This window comes from Shewanella mangrovisoli (assembly GCF_019457635.1).
Lineage (GTDB): Bacteria > Pseudomonadota > Gammaproteobacteria > Enterobacterales > Shewanellaceae > Shewanella > Shewanella mangrovisoli.
The window spans coordinates 3,986,167-4,010,331 of record NZ_CP080412.1 but is presented as its reverse complement, the minus strand read 5'-3'; the positions used below and the strand labels follow the sequence as shown (position 1 = coordinate 4,010,331).

The window sequence follows — 24,165 nt, the reverse complement described above, 5'->3', positions numbered from 1 at the left end:
AGTATAAGCTTATGAATTAAAAGAAATCATAAAAGGCTGACAAAGATGTCACAAATGTGTAACAGTGATGTCTCACAATCGGGGCCTCATTAGACCTCATACCAGTGAAACCTCATCTTATAAGGGAATAATAATAATGAAACGAACCGTGACTCGTCGTGATTTTTTAGCCATGTCGGCCAAAGGCATTGGTGCAGCAGTGATCTCCTACGGCCTAATGGGGTGTAGTGACAGTGATGATGATAAATCTGTTCCTGCGCAGTTTTTACATGGGGTAGCCAGTGGTGACCCTGCGCAAGACGCGGTGATCCTATGGACCCGTGTGACGCCTGATTCTGCTGGGGATGTTAAAGTCAGCTGGCAAGTGGCCAGTGATGCAGCATTCTCACAATTAGTGACCACAGGGGAGATGGTCACCAACGCTAACCGTGATTACACGGTTAAAATCGATGCCCGCGGTTTACGTGCGGGACAAACCTATTTCTACCGCTTTATGACGGGCGGAAAAACCTCTGAGGTGGGCAAGACCCGCACTCTACCCGAGGGTGATGTGAGTTCGGTTAAACTTGCCGTCATGTCATGCGCTAACTTTCCAGCTGGCTATTTTAACGTGTATGAATTAGCTGCGGCGCAGGATGACCTCGATGCCGTGGTGCATCTAGGTGACTATATCTACGAATATGCTCGCGGCGGCTATGCCAGCGAACATGCGGCAGAGCTTGGCCGTGAAGTGTTACCCGCCAACGAACTGCTGACCCTCAGCGACTACCGTACCCGTTACGGCCAATATCATACCGATGCCAGCCTGCAAAAATTGCACGCGAAAGTGCCATTTATTACGGTATGGGACGACCACGAAGTAGCAAACGATACTTGGCGTGATGGCGCCGAGAACCACAACGAAGGCGAAGGGGATTTTGCGGTTCGCAAAGAAGCCGCACTGCAGGCTTACTTCGAGTGGCTGCCAATCCGTCCATGGCGCGAGGGTAACCATGAGGAGATTTATCGCAGCTTCAGTTACGGCAACTTAGTCGACTTACATATGCTGGATACGCGAGTGTTAGCCCGCGATAAGCAGCTCGATTATGCCGATTATATGGATGCCAGTACGGGCGCCTTCGATGGCGAGCGTTTCCGCGCCGATGTGACATCGACTTCGCGCACTATGTTAGGGCTGACCCAGTTACTTTGGTTACAGGGCACCTTATTGCAAGCCACGGGCACTTGGCAGGTGTTAGGACAACAGATCCTTATGGGTAAGATGTCTCTACCTGCGGCGATTGCTACCCAGCAAATGAGCATTCCACAATATGCCATGCTTGGTGCGTTGGCGAAGTTAGCCGCTCGCGCTGCGGCAAATGATCCAACCCTAACGGCGGCGGAATTACAGTACTTGCAGGCCAATCAAGCCCTGTTAACGCCAGAAGTGATTGCCCTGCTGCAACTGCCATCAATTCCCTATAACTTAGATGCATGGGATGGTTATGCCTATGAAAGGGAAGTGATTTTAGGCACGGCTAAATCGAAAAATCACAACCTAGTCGTGATTGCCGGTGACACCCATAATGCCTGGGCGAATGAGCTTAAAGATGTCAACGGCGATACCGTTGGGGTCGAGTTTGCCACAAGCTCAGTGTCATCACCTGGTTTGGAATATTACTTAAATCTCCCTGCGGAACAGATCCCCGCGACCGAGGCGGCGATCGTCGACTTGGTGCCAGATCTTAAATACACCAACCTTAAAGACCGCGGCTTTATGACCTTAACCTTCACCAAGGAAGCGGTGCGTAGCGACTGGCATTATGTCAGTACGATTCTGTCGAAGGAGTTTGAAGAGTCGAGTAGCCGCAGCTACAGCGCCATGACTAAGGTCGGTGAACCTATTATCAACCCTGTGAGCTAACTTAAGCGTCAAACTTAAGCGTCACACTTTGCTTTGAGCCTGTGCTCGTTCCTTGTTGGCCACCTTTGGGTGGCCTTTTTTGTCCGCTTTTTGTTAGTTCCGTCCTAAAAATGCAAAATAAACGGCCGTTCACCTGCAACTTATGACTATAACTGCAGCACGGCGGTTTTTTTTGGTATAAAATTCGCTCCCAAAATTCGGCGGCTGCCTACACTTGCTAGGACTCTTATGAAGAGAATGCTGTTCTCGTGTTTTGGACGCCGAACAGACCTTACAGGGTAAAAGCTCGCGCTTTAACACCTAAAATCAATAATTAAGATGGGGATCGGTGTCATGTCTGAAAAATATTTCGTTACCGCACAACAACTGCTCGAAGATTCATTTTTATTAGCTTCACAGGTTTATGAGAGTGGATTCCGTCCGCAGTTTATCGTGGGTATTTGGCGTGGCGGTGCTCCAATCGGGATCGCGGTACAAGAGTTTTTCGACTTTAAGAAGGTTGAAACCGACCATATCGCCGTGCGTACCTCGTCTTACTACGGTATTGGTACCGACAAGCAAAGCAAAGAAATCAAAGTACATGGCCTGCATTACATTGTTGAAAATGCGAATGCTAGTGATAGCTTACTGATTGTGGACGATGTGTTTGACTCTGGCCGCAGCATCCACGCGCTGAAGGAAAAGTTAAGCCAACTGATGCGTTTAAACATGCCGCAGGATATTCGTATCGCTTGCCCTTATTACAAGCCAAAGAATACCGCGGTGCCTTTAAAGCCTGATTACTATATCCATGCCTCTGAAGACTGGTTAGTGTTTCCACACGAAGTGACGGGTTTAACGCCGGAAGAAATTGCCGAAGGTAAGGGCGATTTAAAAAATATTCAGCATCTTTTTAAGTAAAAAGAATCTGTTAATAAAAAGCGTTAGCAGTTTTTGCTAACGCTTTTTTGTTTCTCGGTTTTGAAATAGAGCCTATTGTTTTGGCCTATAAATCCATGCAGTTGGCATAGTAAGTGACAGTCGCCGGCCAGTCCGAAAACACGCCAATCACGCCGACATCTTTGGCGAGCACATCGAGCAGCTCATAGGTATCGCCTTCATTATCAATGGCATCTGTGATGCTTTGATAATACCAACCGCCGCCATCTTTCAATAATCCTGAGCGCTCTAAGCTCCAAGTGATGATCTTAAGTCCCGCTGCTTTCGCGGCTTTGGCATATTCCGATGGAATGATTTTTTTATCCGCATCTAAGGTCACTAGCACCCAGAGTGGTGGCGCGATAATCTCTACGCCCTGGGCTTTAAGTTCCGCCATTGAAGGCGACCAGCTGGAGGAGTCCTGTGGGTCGAACCCAGTGTGAATATCATATCTATCATCAAGATATACCGCTTGTTTGCCAAACTCGGGGGCGTTAGCAATCCAGTATTTTACATCTTCTAAATTAAAGGATTGGGGGAAGACTTGAGAGGCATCGACACCCGCTGCGGTATATTCATCGAGCATCTTCTGGGCGTACTCCTGCTGAGTAAAACCATCGAAGGGCATAGCCACGCTGGCGGCTTTTAGCTCTGGGGTCATTTTGACGCCAGCCTTTTTAAACATCTCAATACTCTCTGCGTGGGTCATCAGGGTACCGTTGCCCGCATAGAGATCGGTGCGCCACTTAGGCGTGGCATTGATAAATTCCTCGACATTGGTCGCCTTGGGATTCTCACCCTCCATCTTACCCTTTAACATTTTAAATTCGGCGAGGGTGATATCGCTGGTGCAGCAAGTTGCTGTGGCGGCGACGCCATTGGCCGCATCGGCGGGGGTAAAGGGGACTGAGCATTTGTTGGCAAGTTCGGGAATGGCCAAAATATTGGTTGTGCTGGCGAGATCGCACTGGGAGTGGCGACAGACTAAGGCTTTATCCGCGGTAAAAGTCACATCACACTCGACGATACCCGCGCCAGAGTCGATGGCCGCTTGGTAGGATTCTTTTGTGTGTTCAGGGAATTGCATCGCCGCGCCGCGGTGACCAATGGAAAAATCACTACGGTAGAAATGATCGGTTTCGCACTGGGCTAATCGGGTCTTTAAGCTGCTGTCCTGCATTTGGCGCACTAAAAACAGTGGTCGCTCACCGACTTGGGCTGGCACCATTTTCGCTGGTGGCGGTGTAGTCTCGCTATCTTTGTTATCGCTGTTACAGCCTGCTAGCAGGGCCGTGCTTGCCAATAGCATGCAGAGTGTTACTGAGGAGGTATTCATCATCTATCCTAAATTATGAATGACTTATTAATAGGGGCCCTCACACTCTAAAATTGCTATATGACTAAATTTACTTATTTTTATGACCAAAACAAGAAAAGATACCGTCCGCCAGCCGCTTTTGCGCTAGCTTGATACTGAGCTTAGGACTAAGATTAGGGCGAAAAATCATCTGGCAGGCGGGGTTATATTGGGATGCCTCGACTCACTGAGCCAGTTGAGCATGAAAATTTTCTCGTAAGCGATCTTTCTTTGCCGAAATCAAGTAAACTGCGCTCCTTTTGTTTTATGATGGCGTTTGTATCGCTTGATAAGACAAACGTGGCAAGCATCATTTAGGAAATAGAGCAGAATGAGCAAGGGTAAAAAATACGATTTTCGCGTCACTCAAGCTGAAAATGGTTGGAAGACAGAAATCACCCGTCGTATGACGTCGACTAAGACGGTAGTGTCGAAAAGCCATGACGGTTTTGCGACCGAGGCCGAGGCACAAGCTTGGGGTCAAGCCGAGCTGCAAGTGTTTTTAGGCACGCTGGCTGAGCGCAACAAGCGTCGCTCAGAGAAACAGGCTAAGGCCAAATTAGCGGCGGCTTTAGCGGCTGAAGCGGCAACCGATGCCGATGATTTTGATGATGAAGACGAGTTCGGCGAAGAATAACTCGCTCGAAGAAGACATCTCGAAACAAAATCCTCGAAGGCAAACTGGCTTGTGAGCCAATCAGCATTCAACAAAAAAGCGGACCCGAGGTCCGCTTTTTTGTTGTCTCACTTAAGATATTCCCTTAAGCGAGCATTAGGCAATGGAATTAGCCTTGGATCTTAAAGCTACCTTGCATAATCGCCCAGTGACCTGGGAAGCTGCAGAAGAACTGGTAAGCTTCAGTCGCGCTCATGCCCGCAGTGCTAAATTTTACAGAAGTTGATTCACCGCCACCCACTAACGCAGTGTGAGCGATAACACGGGTATCACCGGCTTTAACGTAAGCTGCATCGGCGCCAGCGCTCATACCATCGGTCGCAACGGCAGACATATCAGCGGCTTTTGTTAACACCCAGTTGTGGCCCATCGCCGCTTTTGGCAGTGTGCCAGTGTGCGTTAGCGTCAGGGTCACTTCTTTACAAGTAGCGGGAACAGACAGCTCTTTAGTGTCAAATTGCATAGCGTCAGTCGCAGCAATTTTGAGTTCACATTCGTTAGCACTCGCTTGGCTGGCGACTAATAATCCTAGGCCAAGTAAGCTAGCGCTAGTCATATTACGGAAAGTGGTGCTTTTCGCTTTCATCTGGTACTTCCTTATTCTGAACAAGGTGGATCGAGCCGATGTGACTCGAGTATTCGCTTGCCAGCATAGGCTTAATTCATTAAATGGGAATGAATTCGATATGTAAATTATGTATATACAACTTTAGGGTGAAATAGGCTGAGTGCGACAATTTGCCGCACTCATGGGGAATTAACGCGGCAGTTCGTGGCGGTAGGGAATGGCACGCTGAGCGCCGTCGCGGGTCACTGTGATCGCGGATGCGGCATTGGCAAAGCCGACGGCAGCGGCAATCGACATGCCCTCACTTAAGCCCACGACTAGGGCGCCATTGAAGGTATCACCAGCGGCAACCGTATCTATGGCTTGTACTTCAAGTGCCGGAATTAACCCGGTAAAGCCTGCGCTACTGATAAACGCACCTTTACTGCCTAAGGTAATTACCACAGTCGTCACCCCTTGTTGATGCAGCAGTTGGGCGGCTAAGTTGGCATCTTCTTCACTATTGACCTCAATACCCGTTAACGCTTCGGCCTCGGTTTCATTCGGGGTAATAATGTCGACCCACTTAAGGTAATCTAGTTGTGAACTCACGGCAGGCGCGGGATTCAGCACTGTGGTAATGCCTAGGCGTTTGGCAGTTTGTAACGCATGGCTCACCGTATCCATGGGCGTTTCGAGCTGGATCAGCATAAATTGGGCATTGGCAAACAGGGCATAATGCTGCTCTAATTCGCTCGGGGTGAGATGGGCATTGGCACCCGCGGCGATCCCGATGGAGTTCTCCCCATTATCGCCGACAAAAATCAGCGCCGTGCCCGTACTCATATTGGCGACTTGGGTAATACCTTCGGCCTTAATGCCATCCTTGAGCCAGCTTGTACGCATGTCATTGCCGACACTGTCTTGGCCGAGATGGCAGATAAATGCCACTTCCGCATCCCCTTGGCATAAACGGGCACAGGCTACCGCCTGATTCGCTCCTTTGCCACCGTGTTCCAAGCGATAGGCTCGGCTCATTAAGGTTTGGCCGGGAACGGGCAAATACTCAAAGTTCATCACATGATCGGCATTCGCACTGCCGATAACGAGGATCTGGCTCATGGAAGGTTCACTCTTAAGTTTATCTGCGATTGAGATAGGTTGGTGTGTAGGCCGCTAAGCTGTCAACTAACAAGTCAACAAAGCCCTGTCTATCAATGCCGAAAAGCACTGTCGCATTGGCGAGTTTGCCTGTCAGTTGATAGCGGTCGACTACCGTCATCCCCAGTGTTAACTCGCTTTGGGTTTCAATGCCGACCCAGCAGTCTTGGGCATCAAACAGTGCGGGGTTGAGTAACCAAGCGATAGTGCAAGGGTCGTGCAGCGGTGCACCGACAAAGCCCCATTTAGGATCTCTATGGTAAATCATAAAGAAATCCAGCAACTCGGCGACACACTTAGCCACGGGATTAGGAATAGCACGAATACGTTCGATATCTTCATCCATGATCTGTGCCTGATGGGTGACATCGAGGCCGCACATGGTGATGGGAATACCGGATTTAAAGACGATATCGGCCGCCTCTGGGTCGACAAAAATATTAAACTCGGCGGCGGGCGTCCAGTTACCAACCCCTGCGGCACCACCCATTAACACTATGCGCTCAATCTTGGCGTGTAACTCGCCGTGGCTGGCGAGTAGCAGCGCGATATTGGTGAGCGGCCCAGTAGGCACTAATGTTACTGACTTATCGCTTTGGCGGATTTTCTCGGCCATCAGCTCGACCGCATTCACGGCTTGAGGTTGAAAACTCGGTGCAGGCAATGCCGGGCCATCGAGCCCAGTTTCACCGTGAACGTTGTCGGCAATCATCAATTCACGGCTTAAGGGTTTAACCGCGCCGCCCGCGACCGGAATATCGCTGCGATTGAGCAGAGTTAAGATCCGCAGGGCGTTATTGAGGGTTTTATCTGGGGTTTGGTTGCCGGCGCTGGTGGTCACGGCCAGTGGGTTTAGCTCTGGATGGGCGAGGGCTAAAATGAGCGCGATAGCATCGTCATGGCCGGGATCGCAATCCAAAATAATCGGGCGACTCATACTGTTACTCCTTTAAACAGCGGGAATGGAAACGTAGAATAGCATGCTCAAGTTTGCAGGCTAGGATGTGGCCGAGTCTTTCGGGCAAACTGTGAGCTTTTTCTGATTTCTATCAATAAGCTGCTACAATAGCGCCCCGCTTTAGGCAGAATCAAGTTCTCTAATGCCTTACCGATCATGGAATGATAAGGAAGTTCTGGCGTGTTGATGAATCGCAGTCAATTAACCTCGAGTGCACCCACGCGTTTTTGGGGTTGGTTAACAATACTGTTGACCTGTGTCCCTCTCCTTTTGATGAGTGTTGCCGCGCTGTTCCTCTGGGAAGGGGCGCAAAAGTGGTTTCTGGTCAATCAGTTGCTGGAGCGTGGCGATGTGGCCATAGGTAGAGTGATTGAGACCGCCTATCGCAGTGAGCGCAGTTCGACAGGCGTTTATAACCAAAGATTGATTTGCTTGGTTGAGTATCGCACCGCCGAAGGCAAGCTCGTTCGTCAATGGGAGCTCGATGGCGTGAATTGCCAAGCGACCTATCAATTACGGCCGCCGCAGGGCGACACCCCTGGCGCATTAGTGCCCAACTACGGGCAAAGTGTTGTGCATTATCTTCCCGAGGCGCCAACACGGGCGAGCGCCGATCTCGAATTAACCCGCGATCGCGCCAAATTGGACTTCGGCTTTGGCATCGCAGGTATATTAGGCAGTTTGCTGGTCGGTTATTTCTGTTTGACGCTATTAAGGATCCGCTGGGCCGAGTCCCGTTATGTGCCAACACTCAAGCGGTTAGGGCAGCAACAGGATTACACCGGGATCATTTGTTTGCTTGAAACCTATCGCCAGCATCCTGCTGCGAATATCCTAGTCTGGGAAGCGGCTGAGCATATAGGTCATTGCCCTGAGCTCTATCCGCGTTTGGTCGATTTATTCGAGCAAATGCAAACTTCACCGAGCAAAAAAAAGCTGGAGTCGGTAGATGAATCTATTGCGATGATAAGCTTTTATCGCTTGAGTTCATTAGGATTTCACGACTTAGCGCTGGCGATGCTCGCCCGTAATAATAAACAGGCGCTGTCGGCTAAAACCTTAGCCAGCTTTGTGCTGATGACGCGCACTAAGCAGTTGCCCTTTGCATTGGAATTAACCGCAGAAAAGTTAGCGGTATTGAAGGCGCTGTGTGAGGCCAAAGCGCTCAAATTCGGCTTGGCGGATGAAAAGCAATGCCACGTCGATTTTACTGTGCACCTCGATTATTTACTCTACTTAGTAACATTAGTGCTCGACAATACCGCACTGAACCGCCAAGTGGGGCAGGCTATCGGCCCAGTTCAACGGTTGATCTTAACAGCCTTAAAACAGGCAATGCCATTTGACGCGCTCAGCCAAGACTGTGCGCAGACACTGGATAAACAAATTCAAGTGCTCTTAACCCGTTTAAATACGACTCTGGGTTTTGAATACGAACTCAAGCCGCTACTCGAGTCGATATCAGGCAAATTAGCACAACCCAATCAGCAACCCGCGTTTTCAGTAACCAAAGTATCAGCAACCAAAATTTCAGCAAATACAGGGAAATAAGTAATGCAGTCTTATCCTATATCACGCCCCTTGGCATTGGTGGCCGCCTTAGTGGCGTTACAATTAACCGCCTGTAGCCAACCTAAGCCCGTCGCCGTAGTCGAAAATGAAAAGGAATCCTTGCTGCAATTTGATAACGGCAAGCTTATCCAGTTTAAGGAAGAGGCAAATCCGAATTATCGCCATATTCCCTGCGATTTACCCGCAGTTGAGACTGTGGTGACCAACAGCACGGCCTTCGCCGCATTAACTCAGTCGGGTGAGGTGATCACTTGGGGCGATAGTTTTGCTGGTGGTGATAGCCGTGAAGTGACTGAACAACTTAAGCAAGTGAAGCAAATTGTCCCGGTTAAAGACGGGTTTGCCGCGCTGCGTAAAGATGGCACTGTGGTCTATTGGGGCAATGCGGGCAAGTTGAGTCTGGACAAGGCATTGCAAGCGCGCATGACCAATATCACTAAGTTATTCGCTAACCGAGAGGCCGTAGCCGCCCTCGACGCCAATGGTAAGGTGCATACTTGGGGCTACGGGCCTTACGGCGGCAATAGTTTGCAGGTGCAGGATGAGTTAGTCGATGTGGTCGATATCTTTGCTAAAGGGCGCAGTTTTATTGCCCTGAAAAAAGACGCCAGCGCCGTAGTTTGGGGGGAGGTTGAAAGTTCGACCAATATGAAGAAGTTGCAGTCGCAGCTGACGGATATTAAACATATCGAATATTTTCAAAATACCTATGCCGCCTTAAAAAAAGATGGCTCAGTGGTGAGTTGGGGCTGGCGCAGTGATGCTTATCCTATCCGCAGCGCGCTTAAGGATGTGGCGAGTCTCACGGCAAACAGTTGCGCGTTTGCGGTGTTAAGTCCAACGGGTGACGCGCATTTCTGGGGCGATGGCATTAACTGTGGCGTCGATTGGATCAAGAAAACCGATATCACAGGCGTGAAAGAGATTATCAGCGTCGGCACGGGATTCTTGCTACTGCGTGACAACGCCACGCCGCAAATTCTCGCCGACGATACGGATTACGCCTATCTGTTTGGCTTTCATCAGGCTCAGGAGATCCTCGACAAGTATTGGCAGCAGGGCAGCAAAATTACCCTAGGTAAGTCCTCCTTTGCCTTTACCCGCCCCGACGGCAAAGTGGTACCCGTCGGTTATCGGGCAAACCTTAAAAATGTCGAGCAACTGATTGAACGCATTCCGCGCCTCACTTGGTTAGCGCAGGCAAATGATGGTTTTGTGGGGATCAGTGAAAAGGGAGAATGGGTCTCTTGGTCGATGAATCTCGGAATGTTTGATAAATCGCCGGTACAACCTGCAGATTCCTTGGTGGTTAAGCCGCTGGAATTTACCCTCGCTGCCCAATGTGAGACCCCGGAGCAACGTCAGGCGATTTTGAGTCAGGCAAGGCCGCAGCGGAAAATCAATTGGTCATTTGAATAATTCATTGTTGGGCATGTAGGGCATACCTCAGCTGGTGAAGATCCATTCACCAGCTTTTTTAATCCCTCATAGCCCCTATCTTCAGCTGCTATTTACTGTTTTACAGTTGTTATGACTGTATAAGTATCATTTTGTTTCGCTTTTTAACTGTTATCTTATTTACATCTTCGCTAGAATGCTGGATGTTTTCTATGCAATTTCATATGTCGTATTAACCCATAACAATGCGATACAAGGATGATAATAATGAAATGTATACCCCATATGCAGATGAGGTTATGGCAGGGTGTGAGCGTATTGATGCTATGCAGCCTAATCGGCTCCGAATCCGTTGAGGCGAAATTGGATATGCCTCGCCATGAGAGCAGTGCTTCCCATTCCCATGTGCTCCCCGTTTTTAGCCAGCAATTAGGGTTTAACCTGCCAGAGGGGTGGCGCAAAGCCTACCATGAAGAACGTGCTGGCATGTTTATGGCGGAATTTGTGCCGGAGCAGGAGGCGCTCAATCAATGGAGTGCGCTGTTTTGTGTGCAAGGCTTTAAGGATATGGCCGAAAGCGTCAGCCCCGAGCAGTTTTTAGATGCGATGGCCGAGACTTACCAAGCCTCCTGTGACGGTGAAGTGGTTTATCAAAAGCTGGGGGATACCCAAGTGGACGGTCACGACGGATTTCAAGCCATTCTTGGTTGTACTACTATGCCGAATGTCCATGGCGCGACTCAATTTAATCCGACTGCCTTTACCTCTCATCCCCAGGGCGAAATTGGTTATTACACAGTAGTGAGTGGCGACAAAGATTTGTATTTGCTGCATAAATCGATGCGTGGTGAGGTGTTTTCTGCCGATAAACCTCCTCTACAAGCGGCCAACAGTGCCGACTTTATCTCAGCCTTGGCGCCCTTTTCCTTAAAGTAGTTGTCAGTCGATAGACGGATGATCATGGACTTTCATCCGTATAGACGTCTATAATGCGCGCGCTCAGGCTTGATATGCCACGAGCCTTGTTGGGCGTTAACTGGTTTTTTCGCCCTATGAACCTCATTTTTAGTCAACCTTCTGTGGTGCTTGCGATGCATTCGTCGCGAGATAATCGGGAAGCCAGTGAAATTCTGGCACTGCCCCCGCAACGGTAAAAGGTGAGAGACGACCGCATTCGTTAGATAGCTCAAGATGAGCCAGAGAATCGAGTGTGCAAAGGTCAGTTTCGCGTTTATCTCTCGTTGAGATAGGCATAGCCTAAGTCCGGAGACCGGCCCTAAAGGTGTTTTTGAGATTTCGGTGGGCAGATCTCAAAATGCGATAGTGACTGTCAGTATTTGTTACTGAATCAACGGTATCGTGGCGCCAATGCCCCGTTTTCCTTGCAGGAGTTAAAGGTAAAATGGGAACACATCCAACTAAAATCGCGCTGCTGATCGGCAGCCTTTGCAGCTTTTCTGTTATCGCCCCCGCCGTGGCGGCCGATGATGCCAGCGTCGCCAAAGTCGATGAGCATATTGTCGTCATTGGCCGTTCAGACAAGACCCCCTTAAATATTGCCGCCAATGTGAATGTGATTGATGCCGCTGCGATTGAGCAGAGTGGCGCAACCAGCTTGACCGAAGTCTTACGTGGTCAAAGCGGTATTCAGCTGTCCGACAATAACATTGGTACTAGCTTTGCGATGCGCGGCTTTAGCGCGAGCTCTGCGGTTAATAACACGCTGATTTTGCTCGATGGTCGTCGCTTAAATAATATCGATATCGCCGCCCCGAGCCTGAATGCGATTCCACTCAATTTAATTGAGCGTGTTGAAATTCTATCTGGCAGTGCCGGCGTGCTCTATGGCGACCAAGCGGTAGGCGGGGTGATTAACATTGTGACCAAGTCGCCTGAGAATACGGGCGGCAGCGTGCAATTATCCGGCGGCAGCTTTAATACCTACGAAGGTCGCGGCGATGTGTCGGGCGCCATCAATAAAGATTGGCACTATTTCCTGACTGGTAGCTACAACCAAGGCGATAACTATCGTAAGCATAATGCCAATGAAACTGGCTCTATCCTTGGCCGTATTCAATATAAAACTGCCACAGATTCTTTCTTCGTTGAAACCAGCTATTACGATGATGACCGTGAGAATCCAGGTTCGTTGACGGTAGAACAGTTCAAAGAAAATCCACGTCAGTCTTCTAATAGCAGCGAATATGTTCATGAGATGACCACTGCGGCGCGCAGCGGTTATCAGCATCAGCTTAACCCAAACTGGGCCTTGGCGGCGGATCTGGATTACAGCGATACCTTAGTGAGCTCATTAAACTGGGGAGCGGGCAGCCATAATACTCGCTCGCTGCTGATGTTTAGTCCTAAAGCGCTCGCAACCTACAGCACTCGTCAAGGTGAGCTAAACCTAGTCACAGGTTTGGATATTAGCCGCGGTAAGGCCGAGTTTGACTCTATGGCGCGCAGCAACGTGCAGGAAATGCAAAGTGCTTACCTGCAAGCCACAGTGCCATTAAGCCACACCTTAAGCTATGTGGTGGGCGGACGTTATGCGCGGGTGACCGACGATTTGGTCGATGGCAATGTGTATCCAAACGGTATCGATCTAGATGAAGATGCGACCGCATTCGAGTTCGGTTTAAATTACCGCCCGAGCGCCGAGCACAGATTCTATCTGCGTGGTGATGAAAACTTCCGCTTCGCTAAGGTCGATGAGCAAGCTTACACCCCGAAAGATGTGTATGGTTTAAAGCCGCAGACGGGCCGCTCCTACGAGGCGGGTTGGGATTGGACAGTCGCTAGCCAAAGCCTGCATGTCAGCCTATATCGCCTCGATTTAGAAGATGAAATCGTCTTCGACCCAAGCGCTGAAAAACCTGTTGGTGGCAGCTTCCAAGGCGCCAACGTCAATGCCGATGCTTCACGCCGCTATGGCGCGAGTGCCGATTGGGATTGGCAGGTCACTCAAGCCCTAACCCTAGGCTTGGAATATAACTATATCGATGCCGAATTTACCGATGGGGTGAATGATGGCAAGCAATTGTCTTGGGTGGCTGAGCATACGGGACGCGGTTATGTCAGCATGGATTTTGCCGAGCATTTCCAAGTGTTTGCCGAGGCGATTTACACGGGTGATCGTTTTATCGAAGGCGATAACGCTAACGAAGGCGATAAATTATCTAGCTATGTTTTAGGTAATCTGGCCCTGAACTATACCCGTGACGCTTGGTTAGCGAGCCTGCGTATCGATAACCTGTTTGATAAAGAGTATGTTAGCTCGGGTTATTACGGTGGCATTTGGGGTGATAGCTATTACGCTGGTCGCGGACGTGATATTCGCTTGACTGTGGGTTACCGCTTCTAAGCTTGAGAGTAATCGTTCATTTATATAAGGCCAGACTTAGTCTGGCCTTATTATTTCTGTTGTTTGGCTATACGCAGAGAAAAATCCATTTTCTCGGTGTATTCTTTATAAGTTCGCCCTATATTCAGATAGCCTAAGTCGTTGCTTGTGCTGTAGATCACTGCATCTAAAGCATAGTCACAATTATTCTACGACTTAGGGCTGAAATTCTTTGTAGTTTGGGTATGATGTGAGCGGTATTCGAATCATCTTATAGCAAATTAACAGGTGTAAAGTGTCTTATGACAGATCTTGAGCAACAGGTTTTTACTCAAGTGAGAGCCATCATAGCGAATGAAGAGCAAGTGATCGGTCGCCGTGGGATCTTAATTCCACTCAAAAAAGCGATCCTTGCCGAAGGCGACATTCGTAATGTGATCGATATTATTTCGAGCGATCCCGCATTAGCTGCCCATATGTTGATGCGCAGTAATTCGGCGCAGGCTTCAGGCGTCGTAAATCCTAAATCTCGTTCCTTAAAAGACGCCCTGATCCGTTTAGGCCAGGTCAATATTTATCGTTATGCCTTCACCTTCTATTTGAAAGAGCGCCTCGATGAATTACCCCAACCCTATAAGAAATTAGTGCAAGGTTATTGGAAACTCACGGAAAATATTGCTACCGATGCGGTCGACAGCTTAGTCGATATGCCGGATGTTGAAGTTGATCCCGATGAAGTACAAACCTTGGCGCTGTTTAGCGTATTCGGGCAAATCATTGCCTTAACGGCCTTTGCATACTTAAATGCCAGCTCTGAGCAATCTTTCCCGTTAAGCGTGATTAAGTCATTGATTGATAATCAGCAGCAGACCTTAACCATCGAAGCCTTTGAGGCTTTAGATCTCGATCAGGATCTGCGCCAAGAGTTTATGATCGCCCATAATCTGCGCCAGACCCGTAATCAAAATTCTCCCGGGTTGATTCTACGCCGTGTGCTCTCGATGCGCGGCATGTTACTCAACCCGCTCTAGGCATGTGCCTTTAATAAAAAAGCCTGCGATTGCAGGCTTTTTTTATTACTGTTTTTACGACTTAATTGGATTTCTGCTGACGCGCTAAGCCTTCGCTTGCCACCAGTTGCAGCCAGTTTTGCACTAAGGCCGAGTTCGCGCTGTGGCGGCGGTAGGCACCGAATAGTGGGCGTTTTAAGCCTTCTTGGCCGAGTTTAACGGCGGCGAGGCTCAAGCCATGTCCCTCATTGATTGACCAGTTGGGCAGGGCGGCGATACCGTCCTTACAGGCGATGCGTTGCAATAACATCATGGTCAAATCGCAGGTCTTTTGTTCACCCGCCTCAACACCTGCAGGTTCTAAAAAGTGGCGGTAAATATCTAAACGCGCCAGTGGTACTGGGTAGCTGATAATGGGTAAGCGAGCCAATTGCTTAGGCGTAACATAGGCTTCTTTCGCTAAGGGATGATCCTTGGCAACCACTAACTTCACTTCAAAATCAAACAAATGCTGATAGGCGAGCGAGTGCCCCGGCACGGGATCCGAGGTCAGCACTATATCGAGTTCGCCCATTTCTAAGGCATTGAGCGAATCGAACAGATGACGGCTCGACAGATCTAACTCGGCCTGCGGATGATCTTGCCTAAATTGTTCCATCACTGGCATTAACCAGCGAAAACAGCTGTGGCATTCAATCCCCACTCTGAGTTGATTGGTCTCTGTCTCTAGGCCATTTTTCAGATCCGTTTCCGTCTCTAACACCTTAGGCAGGATTTCTTCGGCGAGGTGCAACAGGCGTGCGCCTTCTTGAGTAAAAGAGAGCGGTTTGCTTTTACGCACAAAAATGGGCGAGTTAATTCGTTGCTCTAACTCCTTAATTTGATGGGAGAGAGCCGATTGAGTGACAAAACGTTTTTTGGCTGCGCCCGCCAAGCTGCCACTTTCCTTCAGTGCCATTAAGGTTCGCAGATGTCTTAGTTCGATCATGATCACTCCAAGTGAATTTCGCTCATGTTGTGCTTGAAATCAATTCGGTTGCTGGCATAGAGACTATCACAATAAACTTCTAGACGTCCAGACGCCCATTGTGATTTATCTAGGCTTAAATGCGAAAAATTGCCAAGAAAACACCATCAGCTGGGTGCTAGTGCCGAATATGGCTTATCTCAAATAAAGGAAGATATGGTATGCAATTAAACAGTCTTGGTTTTCCCCGTATCGGGCGTCGTCGTGAACTGAAATTTGCCCTCGAAAAATACTGGCGTGGTGAGAGCACTCAAGCTGAACTGCATGAGGTGGCCAAGGAGTTACGTCGTACCCATTGGCAATGGCAAGTGGCCGCAGGGATCGAGCAAGTGCCAGTGGGTGATTTTGCCTTTTACGATCAAGTGTTAACCCTGAGTGCGACCCTTAACGCTATTCCAGATCGCCACCGCGGCGAGGGCGCTATCGATCTTGATACCTTATTCCGCGTTGCCCGTGGCCGTGCGCCAACTGGCACCGATGCGCCAGCCTCTGAAATGACGAAGTATTTCAACACTAACTATCACTACTTAGTGCCAGAGCTTAAGCAAGACCAAGTGTTCTCTATCGCCTATGAGCAGTTTTTTGATGAAGTGGCCGAGGCACAGGCGCTGGGTTATCAAGCCAAGCCCGTGTTGTTAGGTCCTGTGAGTTACTTGTATCTGGCCAAAACCGTGGGTCAGGATTTCGATAAACTCAGCCTATTGCCCAATCTGTTAAAGGCCTATGCCGACATTCTTGCGCGTTTTGCCGCGCAGGGCGTGACTTGGGTACAGCTTGAAGAACCTATTCTGGCGCTTGAATTAACCGCCGATTGGCAAGCGGCGATTAGCGAAGCTTATCAAGCGCTTAAAACGGCTCAAGTGAAGATTTTACTCACTAGCTACTATGGCAGCATTAGTCATCATCAGGCGCTGGTTTCCGCGCTGCCAGTGGCGGGGCTGCACCTCGATTTAGTGACTGCCCCTGAACAATTGGCCTTGTTTGCCAATGCCTTAAGATCAGACCAAATTCTCTCTGCAGGCGTAGTAAATGGTCGCAACGTGTGGGCGGCAGAGGTTGACCTGATTGTCGAGCGTATCGGCAGTGTTGCCAGAGACTTAGGTGCGCGCCTATGGATTGGCTCTTCCTGTTCACTGCTTCACAGCCCTGTGGATTTAGAGGTGGAGACAACGCTCACGCCGGCACTACGTCAACAGCTTGCGTTTGCTAAGCAAAAGCTGTTGGAGCTGGCTAATGTGCGCCAATTGTTACAGGCTCCTGAGTCTGTCGCCGCCAAAGAGATAGTTAACACTTGTTTGGCACGTCGTGAGGCTAAAGCACTGGCGGCGGATGCAAAAGTCATCGCCCGTGTGACTGCGCTGACCCAAGCCGACTATGAACGTGTGAGCGAATTTACTGAGCGCCAAGCGGTACAGCAGCGCAAGTATCGTTTGCCATTACTGCCCACGACCACAATTGGCTCATTCCCACAAACGCCTGCTATCCGTGGCTTACGTAGCCGCTGGCGCAAAGGGGAGCTAAGCGATGCCCAATATACCGAGCAGTTGCAGCAAGTGACCCGCGATACCATCGACCGCCAACTTAAACTCGGTATCGATGTGCTAGTACACGGTGAGGCCGAGCGTAACGACATGGTGGAATACTTCGGCGAGCAGCTCGAAGGCGTGGGATTTACCAAAAATGGTTGGGTGCAGAGTTATGGTTCTCGCTGCGTTAAGCCGCCATTGATTTATGGTGATGTGAGCCGCCCGAAAGCGATGACGGTAGAGTGGGCCGAATTCGCCCAAAGCCTGACGGACAAACCGGTCAAAGGCATGCTAACGGGCCCTGTGACGATTCTACATTGGTCGTTTGCCCGTGAAGATATCAGCCGCGATACCATTGCCACCCAATTGGCGCTGGCTATTCGTGATGAAGTGGTGGATTTACAAAATGCGGGTATTGGCATTATTCAAATTGATGAACCAGCCTTCCGCGAAGGTTTGCCATTAAAGCAAAGCGAGTGGCAAGCTTACTTAGATTGGGCTGTGAATGCCTTTAAACTGAGTGCAGCGGGTGTTGTGGATGAAACCCAAATCCACACCCATATGTGTTACAGCGAGTTTAACGACACGATCGCCGCCATTGCCGCCATGGATGCGGATGTGATCACCATCGAGACCTCGCGTTCACGCATGGAACTGCTCAACGCCTTTGAAGATTTTGAATATCCAAATGAAATTGGCCCAGGCGTTTACGATATCCATTCGCCAAATACGCCAAGTGTGGAGGCCATGGTGCACCTTATCGAAAAAGCGGCGCAAAAAGTGCCAGTACGCCAGCTGTGGGTTAACCCCGATTGCGGCCTTAAGACCCGCACTTGGGATGAGGTAGAACCTGCGCTGAAGAACATGGTGGATGCGACCCGCGAACTGCGTCGCCGCCTTGGTTAATTAAATCAACAAATGAGAGGGTGATGTCTTATAGACAGTGGAGAGGGATACTAAGGTATCCCTTTTAATCAATGAGTTGTGAGTTATGCAGTCGCTACTTTAGTAATAGCGCCACACTGAATAAGGCCCAATCGTTGATTATGTGTGCACCTGTAGATACTAAGATGTTTTTTGTTTTCAAGTAGGCGAGTAACAGTACGATTCTCGCTGTACCGATCACAATCAGGCATTGAACCCAATTCCATTGATACGTGGGTAAATGCGCCATGCCAAACAATATTGCTGAACCTATCCAAGCGATAATAATGGCGGTCTTGCGTTGAACGCCAAAATGAGTGTGGAGCAACCACATTAAGGCTAAAAATGGAAAGACAGTGATAAGCTCTTCACCGAAAAGTTGCGGAATGGTGCGCAAAAAGAATTGTAGTTTTTCCCATATTTCCTGATGACGGAGCAGTTCAAAGGCGGGATTGGCTGTTGCGCCCACTGTGTCGACGACTATCTTGCCGATGACTACAGTGATCACTATGTTGAGGATGGCAATTAAAAACATCCATCTAACCGCTTTTAAGTCAAGCTTGTCAAAAATTAATCGCCAATGTTTACCCACAATAAAGTAAAACATACAGAGAGGAATACCTGGAAAGAGAAAGGCATTTACCCAATCTCTCCCAGGATATTGGCCGAAAGGATAAGGAATTACCAAAGTGATAAAACCTAGTATTGTCCCTAAGACTAACAACGCCCATTGACCAGCTGTTAAGCTGATTGGCTTGCCATTATAAAATGGGAAGTCATTCATCGCCTTCATACTTTGTTCCTGCACGCTGGTTAATATCATTTGCTACCCTTTATTTGATTACAGCTGTGGTTATTTACGTCCACAATCGAAAGCGGGCGAGTCAGTGATTGTTTCGTATTTACCATCAAAAGTGACTACTGTAAGGCACTTATGCTGTGACTTATTCCACCAGTAACCCCAGATGCGGTCTTTACCTTTTTGAGATTTGATGAACTCGTAACCATGATTTTCCAGTGCTCTCTCTCCACCGCTAGCTCTTCCCCCAACAAGATTTTGAATATCATTTGAGTTGTTAGCATTGTGGCGCTCACTGTGGTGCCTTGCTTCATCTGTATTCTCGTCATCACAAAACTTGTTGTTCTGGTGATTCGCATAAGAAGTGTAGTGGCCGTCCTTAGTTGTGACAGCTATACAGTTTTGCTTCTGTGGGCTCCACCAATAGCTGACTTTACTCGAACCGAGAGTTTTAGTGCTACGGTGGAAATAGCCTAGGTCTTTGAGCTCACTCTCTCCTGCATTAGCGCGCAGTCCAACAATGCCATCTAAGCTATTTGAGTGCCTATTGTGCTCATGCCTATCCTGTTCATGTCTATTATCGTGCTCGTGTTTATTATCACTCGAGTGGTTAGATGATGAGTTACCGCATACTGCCGAGGGTTGATTCATTATGGCACTATAACGCCCGTCTTTTGTGGTGACGGCTATACACTGTTCCCTATGTTCATTCCACCAATAGGTAATAGAGCTGTTCGAGATTTTTACTGTTTTTTTATAGGTATAGCCGCGTTCTTCTAGCTGGTGTTCACCGCTGCTTGCTCTTATATCAATGAGATCATCTAAGTGTGAGGTTGAAGCCGCTTGAGCCCCGAGTGAAAGCAAGATTAAACCACCACAGCCTATGCTCTTTAACTTTTTCATTTTGCTTATCCTATTAATATCCAAAATATTTTATGAAAACTGATGCCTTGCCGACAGCGGTAAATCTTTGAGTCTGACGTAATCATGCATGAATTTTCAAAAATATCAGGGTTAGTCATCGTTGATTGAATATCTATTCGTAATTATCGATTAATTACCTGGTAACTTTAGTTCTTAAAAAACTTTTTTGTAGTTTATTTTCACAAAAATCAGCATTTGTTCACAATTTAAGCTGAACTGTGTAATTTTGAAACATTTTCGCTTGAGCAGTTTAAAAAGTATACGTATGGTTTGCTTGGTCAGATATTCAATAAAGGTAATTTATCATGCAAAAACAAACTGGATTTACCCTGATAGAGTTGGTCGTTGTGATCATTATTCTTGGGATCCTTGCCGTCACGGCTGCACCAAAATTTATTAATTTACAATCTGATGCGAGAGAATCAACTCTTCAAGGGATGAAGGGGGCATTGCAAGGTGCAAATTCATTACTCTATTCAAAAGCAGCAATAGCGGGACTAGAAAAGGCTAAGGCTCAGATCGTGACATTAGAGCCAGGGGTTATTGTCATCGCCGATTATGGTTACTTAGCGGGTAACAGTTCTGTTGGAATTATTGCAGCAGACTTACAAGATATATTAGATGTGAGCTTGCAGGAGTTAAGTGATGATACCACTACAGTGTCCTCGGAAGATTGGGGGATCCGTACTATTAACGGAACAAGTTTTAAACTGGTTACAAAGGGAAAAACCGCTGATAGCACAGTATCTAATGCATGTTATTTAGTCTATGAGGCCGCAACAGCAACTACTTTACCTCAGTATACGGCAGTTGACAGCGGTTGTTAGAACCTGGTGCCTTTTAAAATTGCGTTGCATATTTATTCATCTTGGTGCTGAGTGAAGTTTTTGTGGTAAGTCAGTTTTTTGATGGTTATTTATACAGTTCCAAGGAGTGGAAATGAGTTAACTATGGGATGTTATTCTTCTTTTGGGGTTCCAAATGCAAACACGTTATTTATCTATTCTACTGTTACCTATTGGCATCATATTAGGAGGATGTGGTGGCAGTGAAACAGGCGCTGATCCAGTTAAGCCTGCTCTACAGGACGTTGCTTATGTTGTTAGTGATGCAGCCCTTCGCGCGTCTAAAGAGTTGGCCGAGCGTGTCAATATAGGACTCTCGCTCTATGCTGCATTTGGCCCTTCAATCGAAGAACACAATGGTAAAGCGATTCTTGACCAAGCTCCCTACGACAGCGGCCTAAAGTCACCTGTAATTTACAACACTAATGGTATCAAAGTGATTACGGGAGTGGAGTTGCCATGTGATCGTGTGACAGAAGATTGGAGTGATGACAGTAATATTATTACTTGCCTGGACAGCAAAAATAACAATATAGGTCGGTTAGTTGTCGATGGTCAGTGGGGGAAAGTAAGGGCATCAATAGAAGGCGCTCAAATTGTGCAAGACTATCAATTCGTGACAGACATTGAGTGGGTTGCAGGCACCCTTGTAGATGATTCACAGATTGTCCTCACCGTTGACTTAGGTGGAATTATCCTAACGGGTGATGAGATTCCACAGGTCAGCGAGTTATATGGCCGAATCATCAATCTTAAAGATGGCCAGCAAACGGAGAAGTTCGATGAGAAGTTTGAGTTCCAAAAGACTTAATCAACCGAGTTCATTAAGGCGCTATTTTATTGTTCTTCGCACACCTTCTCTGACGGAGATTTTAGGATTTAAAGCTGCGGGTGTTAGTTTGCTAGCAGGATTCATATTCTTAACATGCGTGTACTAGGCCATGCGTTTAATGCTTAACCTTAAGCTAGCGTTAGATATTTTGGATTTAAATCAGCTCGCTATATTTACGTAGCTGCAGAGAGGCCTGTTCATGAGAATGCTCCATTTGATGGTAAAGCCTATACCGCAAAGCAATTCACCAGCGACTTCCACTATGTGAATAGAGCTGCAACAACATGACTTGTAAGAGTTATGTCGTTCGATTCATCAATAAATACAGAGATATCATTATGAAAAAATCAATTGAGAGCCTCATTGTAGGCTTAGTTGTTGCCTGCTCGATTTTGGGCTCATTTCTAGTCAAAGCTCAGGAGCTAGACACGTCAAAAGAGATAGGAGAATGCATTCTCTTAGCAGCTGCTTTGGGGATGGAGATAGATAATCAAACTGAATCAGACTCTTATGGAGTCATGGTAGGTGAGTTGGTTTATCTGCATTATTACTTTGAAACAGGCAGAGCATTGACTCAGTCATACAGTGACAACCTGTACTATGAAGAGACTATCCAAGGAGCCATTAAAGTTGGCGCCGATATTTCAATTCGTTCATCAGAAGATCTATTGCTCAAGATGTTCTATCAAGATATTAAACCAGCGATAGATAGTACCTGTGGGGATTTAGCCGTAAAGGCACACAAACAATTTTTGCCGATAAATAGGAGTTAGCTATGACGAGAAAATCTCGATATAACTCAAAATCAGCGATGAATATTGTAGATATGGGGATGGCAAAGCAATCCCCCCTTTCAACTTTGACCTTTTCTATACAAGTAGTGATAGATTCAACCGATGGACTTGGTATTTAATCCCTTTAAGGCCAGTCTTTATGCTCCGCATAACTTATTATTCAAAGGCTGTTAGTTAAACATCATCTCGGGCACATGCTCAGGTACCACCAATTCGCCTGCGGTGAGCTTGATAATCTCCTCGACACTCACACCTGGCGCACGTTCTAGTAGATGAAATTTGCCTTCTTTGATTTCGATAAAGGCTAAGTCTGTCAGTACTTTTTTGATACAGCCCTTACCCGTTAGCGGCAGGGTGCATTCAGTTAATAGCTTAGATTCACCGTGTTTTGAGGCGTGGGTCATGGTCACAATAATATTGTCGGCGCCGGCAACAAGATCCATGGCGCCGCCCATGCCCTTGATCAGTTTGCCCGGGATCATATAAGAGGCGATATTGCCCTGAGTGTCGACCTCAAAGGCGCCTAATACGGTGAGATCCACATGGCCGCCGCGGATCATCGCAAAGGACTCGGCCGAGTCGAAGAGGGCGGCGCCCCTTGCCATAGTCACGGTTTGTTTTCCTGCATTGATTAAGTCGGCATCGACCTCTTCCATGGTCGGAAAAGGCCCCATCCCTAACAGGCCATTTTCGGATTGCAGCATCACTTCAATGCCTTCGGGAATATAGTTGGCCACCAGTGTGGGGATACCAATGCCGAGATTCACGTAATAGCCATCTTTGAGTTCTTGGGCTACGCGCTGGGCGAGTTGTTCTCTTGAAAGTGCCATAACCAAATCCTATTTGCTGGAGGGACGGGTGGTCAGTTGCTCGATACGTTTCTCGAAGCTGCCTTGGATAAGCCGGTCAACATAGATGCCGGGTGTATGGATTTCATCGGGATCTAATTGACCCGGCTCGACAATTTCCTCCACCTCCACCACGGTTATCTTGCCCGCGGTGGCGGCAAGCGGATTGAAGTTACGGGCGGTTCTGCGAAAGACTAAATTGCCGAAGGTGTCGGCCTTCCAGGCTTTGACTATGGCAAAGTCGCCTGTAATGGATTCTTCAAGAATGTAATGGCGACCATTGAATTCTTTGACTTCTTTACCTATTGCGACGTCAGTGCCATAGCCTGTTGCGGTATAAAAAGCCGGAATGCCCGCGCCCGCCGCCCGCATTTTTTCCGCCAGCGTGCCCTGCGGTGTGAGTTCAACTTCCAGTTCGCCAGACATCATCTGCGCCTCGAAGTTGGCATTTTCACCCACATAGGAGGCGATCATTTTTTTGATCTGTTTATCGAGCAATAAGATCCCAAGTCCATATTCCGTGGTACCGCAGTTATTGGAGACGACGGTCAGGTTTTTGGTGCCCTTGTGTTTGATTTCTTTGATGAGATTTTCAGGAATACCGCAAAGGCCAAAGCCGCCCGCAATCACCGTCATCCCATCTTCGAGTCCCGCTAACGCATCGGCGTAGCTGGTAACCACCTTATTCAATCCAGACATGGAGTGCTCTCTTACGCTTGCTGAAAGTGTGGCGCTTACTATTACCCAATTTCTCGGGCGCTCCTATGGTACTAAGGTGCCAAATAAAACCGCGGCCAATTGCC

General features: G+C 48.1%; 21 protein-coding genes and 1 riboswitch. Of the genes, 12 read left to right on the top strand and 9 right to left on the bottom strand.

All coding sequences use genetic code 11. The annotated features are described in order from the left end of the window. The first annotated feature begins 136 nt into the window (after positions 1-136). Positions 137-1,903: an alkaline phosphatase D family protein gene (locus tag K0H60_RS17465; RefSeq protein WP_220056518.1), complete on the top strand. Its 1,767-nt coding sequence runs from the start codon at positions 137-139 to the stop codon at positions 1,901-1,903. Between the two features lie 333 nt (positions 1,904-2,236). After that, positions 2,237-2,803: a phosphoribosyltransferase gene (locus K0H60_RS17460; protein ID WP_011624046.1), complete on the top strand. Its 567-nt coding sequence runs from the start codon at positions 2,237-2,239 to the stop codon at positions 2,801-2,803. Positions 2,804-2,888: 85 nt separating this feature from the next. Here the strand turns inward: K0H60_RS17460 and K0H60_RS17455 are convergent, their stop codons facing one another. After that, positions 2,889-4,157, bottom strand: a complete 1,269-nt coding sequence (locus tag K0H60_RS17455) for a glycerophosphodiester phosphodiesterase family protein (protein WP_220056517.1) — start codon at positions 4,155-4,157, stop codon at positions 2,889-2,891. A gap of 352 nt (positions 4,158-4,509) precedes the next feature. Between K0H60_RS17455 and K0H60_RS17450 the strand changes: the two genes are divergently transcribed. Next, a complete protein-coding gene (locus K0H60_RS17450; RefSeq protein WP_011625141.1) occupies positions 4,510-4,815 on the top strand; it encodes a DUF3622 domain-containing protein in 306 nt (101 codons plus the stop codon). 148 nt (positions 4,816-4,963) lie between these two features. Here K0H60_RS17450 and azu read toward each other — a convergent pair whose 3' ends face one another. The 3 genes from azu to rihA all read right to left on the bottom strand — a co-directional run bounded on the left by azu (position 4,964) and on the right by rihA (position 7,499). Next, complete coding sequence (gene azu, locus K0H60_RS17445) at positions 4,964-5,440, bottom strand: azurin (RefSeq protein WP_126511915.1); 477 nt, start codon at positions 5,438-5,440, stop codon at positions 4,964-4,966. A gap of 171 nt (positions 5,441-5,611) precedes the next feature. Further along, positions 5,612-6,523 carry a ribokinase gene (gene rbsK, locus K0H60_RS17440; RefSeq protein WP_220056516.1) on the bottom strand — a complete coding sequence of 304 codons (912 nt, stop codon included), beginning with the start codon at positions 6,521-6,523 and terminating at the stop codon, positions 5,612-5,614. 19 nt (positions 6,524-6,542) lie between these two features. Beyond that, positions 6,543-7,499, bottom strand: a complete 957-nt coding sequence (gene rihA, locus K0H60_RS17435) for a pyrimidine-specific ribonucleoside hydrolase RihA (protein ID WP_220056515.1) — start codon at positions 7,497-7,499, stop codon at positions 6,543-6,545. A gap of 207 nt (positions 7,500-7,706) precedes the next feature. Here rihA and K0H60_RS17430 point away from each other — a divergent pair, with 207 nt between their 5' ends. The 5 genes from K0H60_RS17430 to K0H60_RS17410 all read left to right on the top strand — a co-directional run bounded on the left by K0H60_RS17430 (position 7,707) and on the right by K0H60_RS17410 (position 14,864). Then, a complete protein-coding gene (locus K0H60_RS17430) occupies positions 7,707-9,071 on the top strand; it encodes a hypothetical protein (protein ID WP_258405762.1) in 1,365 nt (454 codons plus the stop codon). Between the two features lie 3 nt (positions 9,072-9,074). Continuing rightward, on the top strand, positions 9,075-10,511 hold the full coding sequence (locus K0H60_RS17425; RefSeq protein ID WP_220056513.1) for an RCC1 domain-containing protein: 1,437 nt from the start codon (positions 9,075-9,077) through the stop codon (positions 10,509-10,511). Between the two features lie 246 nt (positions 10,512-10,757). Beyond that, positions 10,758-11,426 (top strand): hypothetical protein, encoded by a 669-nt coding sequence (locus tag K0H60_RS17420; protein WP_220056512.1) that lies wholly within the window; start codon positions 10,758-10,760, stop codon positions 11,424-11,426. 127 nt (positions 11,427-11,553) lie between these two features. Then, positions 11,554-11,783, top strand: a riboswitch (cobalamin riboswitch). Positions 11,784-11,892: 109 nt separating this feature from the next. After that, on the top strand, positions 11,893-13,854 hold the full coding sequence (locus K0H60_RS17415; RefSeq protein ID WP_220056511.1) for a TonB-dependent receptor: 1,962 nt from the start codon (positions 11,893-11,895) through the stop codon (positions 13,852-13,854). 281 nt (positions 13,855-14,135) lie between these two features. Then, positions 14,136-14,864 (top strand): HDOD domain-containing protein, encoded by a 729-nt coding sequence (locus K0H60_RS17410; protein WP_011718263.1) that lies wholly within the window; start codon positions 14,136-14,138, stop codon positions 14,862-14,864. 61 nt (positions 14,865-14,925) lie between these two features. Here K0H60_RS17410 and K0H60_RS17405 read toward each other — a convergent pair whose 3' ends face one another. Further along, positions 14,926-15,831: a LysR family transcriptional regulator gene (locus K0H60_RS17405; RefSeq protein WP_088210175.1), complete on the bottom strand. Its 906-nt coding sequence runs from the start codon at positions 15,829-15,831 to the stop codon at positions 14,926-14,928. A 200-nt stretch (positions 15,832-16,031) separates the two neighbouring features. Here K0H60_RS17405 and metE point away from each other — a divergent pair, with 200 nt between their 5' ends. Next, positions 16,032-18,302: a 5-methyltetrahydropteroyltriglutamate--homocysteine S-methyltransferase gene (metE, locus tag K0H60_RS17400; RefSeq protein ID WP_220056510.1), complete on the top strand. Its 2,271-nt coding sequence runs from the start codon at positions 16,032-16,034 to the stop codon at positions 18,300-18,302. 94 nt (positions 18,303-18,396) lie between these two features. On the opposite strand, the gene K0H60_RS17395 is transcribed toward metE, so the two are convergent. Further along, complete coding sequence (locus tag K0H60_RS17395; RefSeq protein ID WP_220056509.1) at positions 18,397-19,143, bottom strand: CPBP family intramembrane glutamic endopeptidase; 747 nt, start codon at positions 19,141-19,143, stop codon at positions 18,397-18,399. A 30-nt stretch (positions 19,144-19,173) separates the two neighbouring features. Further along, positions 19,174-20,022 carry a hypothetical protein gene (locus K0H60_RS17390; RefSeq protein ID WP_220056508.1) on the bottom strand — a complete coding sequence of 283 codons (849 nt, stop codon included), beginning with the start codon at positions 20,020-20,022 and terminating at the stop codon, positions 19,174-19,176. Between the two features lie 326 nt (positions 20,023-20,348). Between K0H60_RS17390 and K0H60_RS17385 the strand changes: the two genes are divergently transcribed. The 3 genes from K0H60_RS17385 to K0H60_RS17375 all read left to right on the top strand — a co-directional run bounded on the left by K0H60_RS17385 (position 20,349) and on the right by K0H60_RS17375 (position 22,493). Then, a complete protein-coding gene (locus K0H60_RS17385) occupies positions 20,349-20,870 on the top strand; it encodes a type II secretion system protein (RefSeq protein WP_220056507.1) in 522 nt (173 codons plus the stop codon). Positions 20,871-21,024: 154 nt separating this feature from the next. Beyond that, on the top strand, positions 21,025-21,699 hold the full coding sequence (locus K0H60_RS17380; protein ID WP_220056506.1) for a hypothetical protein: 675 nt from the start codon (positions 21,025-21,027) through the stop codon (positions 21,697-21,699). Positions 21,700-22,058: 359 nt separating this feature from the next. Then, entirely contained in the window at positions 22,059-22,493 is a 435-nt protein-coding gene (locus K0H60_RS17375; protein WP_220056505.1) for a hypothetical protein, read from the top strand. A 191-nt stretch (positions 22,494-22,684) separates the two neighbouring features. On the opposite strand, the gene K0H60_RS17370 is transcribed toward K0H60_RS17375, so the two are convergent. Both K0H60_RS17370 and K0H60_RS17365 read right to left on the bottom strand, forming a co-directional pair. Then, entirely contained in the window at positions 22,685-23,344 is a 660-nt protein-coding gene (locus K0H60_RS17370) for a 3-oxoacid CoA-transferase subunit B (protein ID WP_220056504.1), read from the bottom strand. 9 nt (positions 23,345-23,353) lie between these two features. Then, positions 23,354-24,061: a CoA transferase subunit A gene (locus K0H60_RS17365; protein WP_220053854.1), complete on the bottom strand. Its 708-nt coding sequence runs from the start codon at positions 24,059-24,061 to the stop codon at positions 23,354-23,356. Between the last annotated feature and the right edge of the window lie 104 nt (positions 24,062-24,165).

Excerpts from the sequence above, each read along its gene's own strand:
- K0H60_RS17465 (WP_220056518.1), top strand. The coding sequence starts at position 137 with ATGAAACGAACCGTGACTCGTCGTGATTTTTTAGCCATGTCGGCCAAA.
- K0H60_RS17460 (WP_011624046.1), top strand. The coding sequence starts at position 2,237 with ATGTCTGAAAAATATTTCGTTACCGCACAACAACTGCTCGAAGATTCA.
- K0H60_RS17455 (WP_220056517.1), bottom strand. The coding sequence starts at position 4,157 with ATGAATACCTCCTCAGTAACACTCTGCATGCTATTGGCAAGCACGGCC.
- K0H60_RS17450 (WP_011625141.1), top strand. The coding sequence starts at position 4,510 with ATGAGCAAGGGTAAAAAATACGATTTTCGCGTCACTCAAGCTGAAAAT.
- azu (WP_126511915.1), bottom strand. The coding sequence starts at position 5,440 with ATGAAAGCGAAAAGCACCACTTTCCGTAATATGACTAGCGCTAGCTTA.
- rbsK (WP_220056516.1), bottom strand. The coding sequence starts at position 6,523 with ATGAGCCAGATCCTCGTTATCGGCAGTGCGAATGCCGATCATGTGATG.
- rihA (WP_220056515.1), bottom strand. The coding sequence starts at position 7,499 with ATGAGTCGCCCGATTATTTTGGATTGCGATCCCGGCCATGACGATGCT.
- K0H60_RS17430 (WP_258405762.1), top strand. The coding sequence starts at position 7,707 with ATGAATCGCAGTCAATTAACCTCGAGTGCACCCACGCGTTTTTGGGGT.
- K0H60_RS17425 (WP_220056513.1), top strand. The coding sequence starts at position 9,075 with ATGCAGTCTTATCCTATATCACGCCCCTTGGCATTGGTGGCCGCCTTA.
- K0H60_RS17420 (WP_220056512.1), top strand. The coding sequence starts at position 10,758 with ATGAAATGTATACCCCATATGCAGATGAGGTTATGGCAGGGTGTGAGC.
- K0H60_RS17415 (WP_220056511.1), top strand. The coding sequence starts at position 11,893 with ATGGGAACACATCCAACTAAAATCGCGCTGCTGATCGGCAGCCTTTGC.
- K0H60_RS17410 (WP_011718263.1), top strand. The coding sequence starts at position 14,136 with ATGACAGATCTTGAGCAACAGGTTTTTACTCAAGTGAGAGCCATCATA.
- K0H60_RS17405 (WP_088210175.1), bottom strand. The coding sequence starts at position 15,831 with ATGATCGAACTAAGACATCTGCGAACCTTAATGGCACTGAAGGAAAGT.
- metE (WP_220056510.1), top strand. The coding sequence starts at position 16,032 with ATGCAATTAAACAGTCTTGGTTTTCCCCGTATCGGGCGTCGTCGTGAA.
- K0H60_RS17395 (WP_220056509.1), bottom strand. The coding sequence starts at position 19,143 with ATGATATTAACCAGCGTGCAGGAACAAAGTATGAAGGCGATGAATGAC.
- K0H60_RS17390 (WP_220056508.1), bottom strand. The coding sequence starts at position 20,022 with ATGAAAAAGTTAAAGAGCATAGGCTGTGGTGGTTTAATCTTGCTTTCA.
- K0H60_RS17385 (WP_220056507.1), top strand. The coding sequence starts at position 20,349 with ATGCAAAAACAAACTGGATTTACCCTGATAGAGTTGGTCGTTGTGATC.
- K0H60_RS17380 (WP_220056506.1), top strand. The coding sequence starts at position 21,025 with ATGCAAACACGTTATTTATCTATTCTACTGTTACCTATTGGCATCATA.
- K0H60_RS17375 (WP_220056505.1), top strand. The coding sequence starts at position 22,059 with ATGAAAAAATCAATTGAGAGCCTCATTGTAGGCTTAGTTGTTGCCTGC.
- K0H60_RS17370 (WP_220056504.1), bottom strand. The coding sequence starts at position 23,344 with ATGGCACTTTCAAGAGAACAACTCGCCCAGCGCGTAGCCCAAGAACTC.
- K0H60_RS17365 (WP_220053854.1), bottom strand. The coding sequence starts at position 24,061 with ATGTCTGGATTGAATAAGGTGGTTACCAGCTACGCCGATGCGTTAGCG.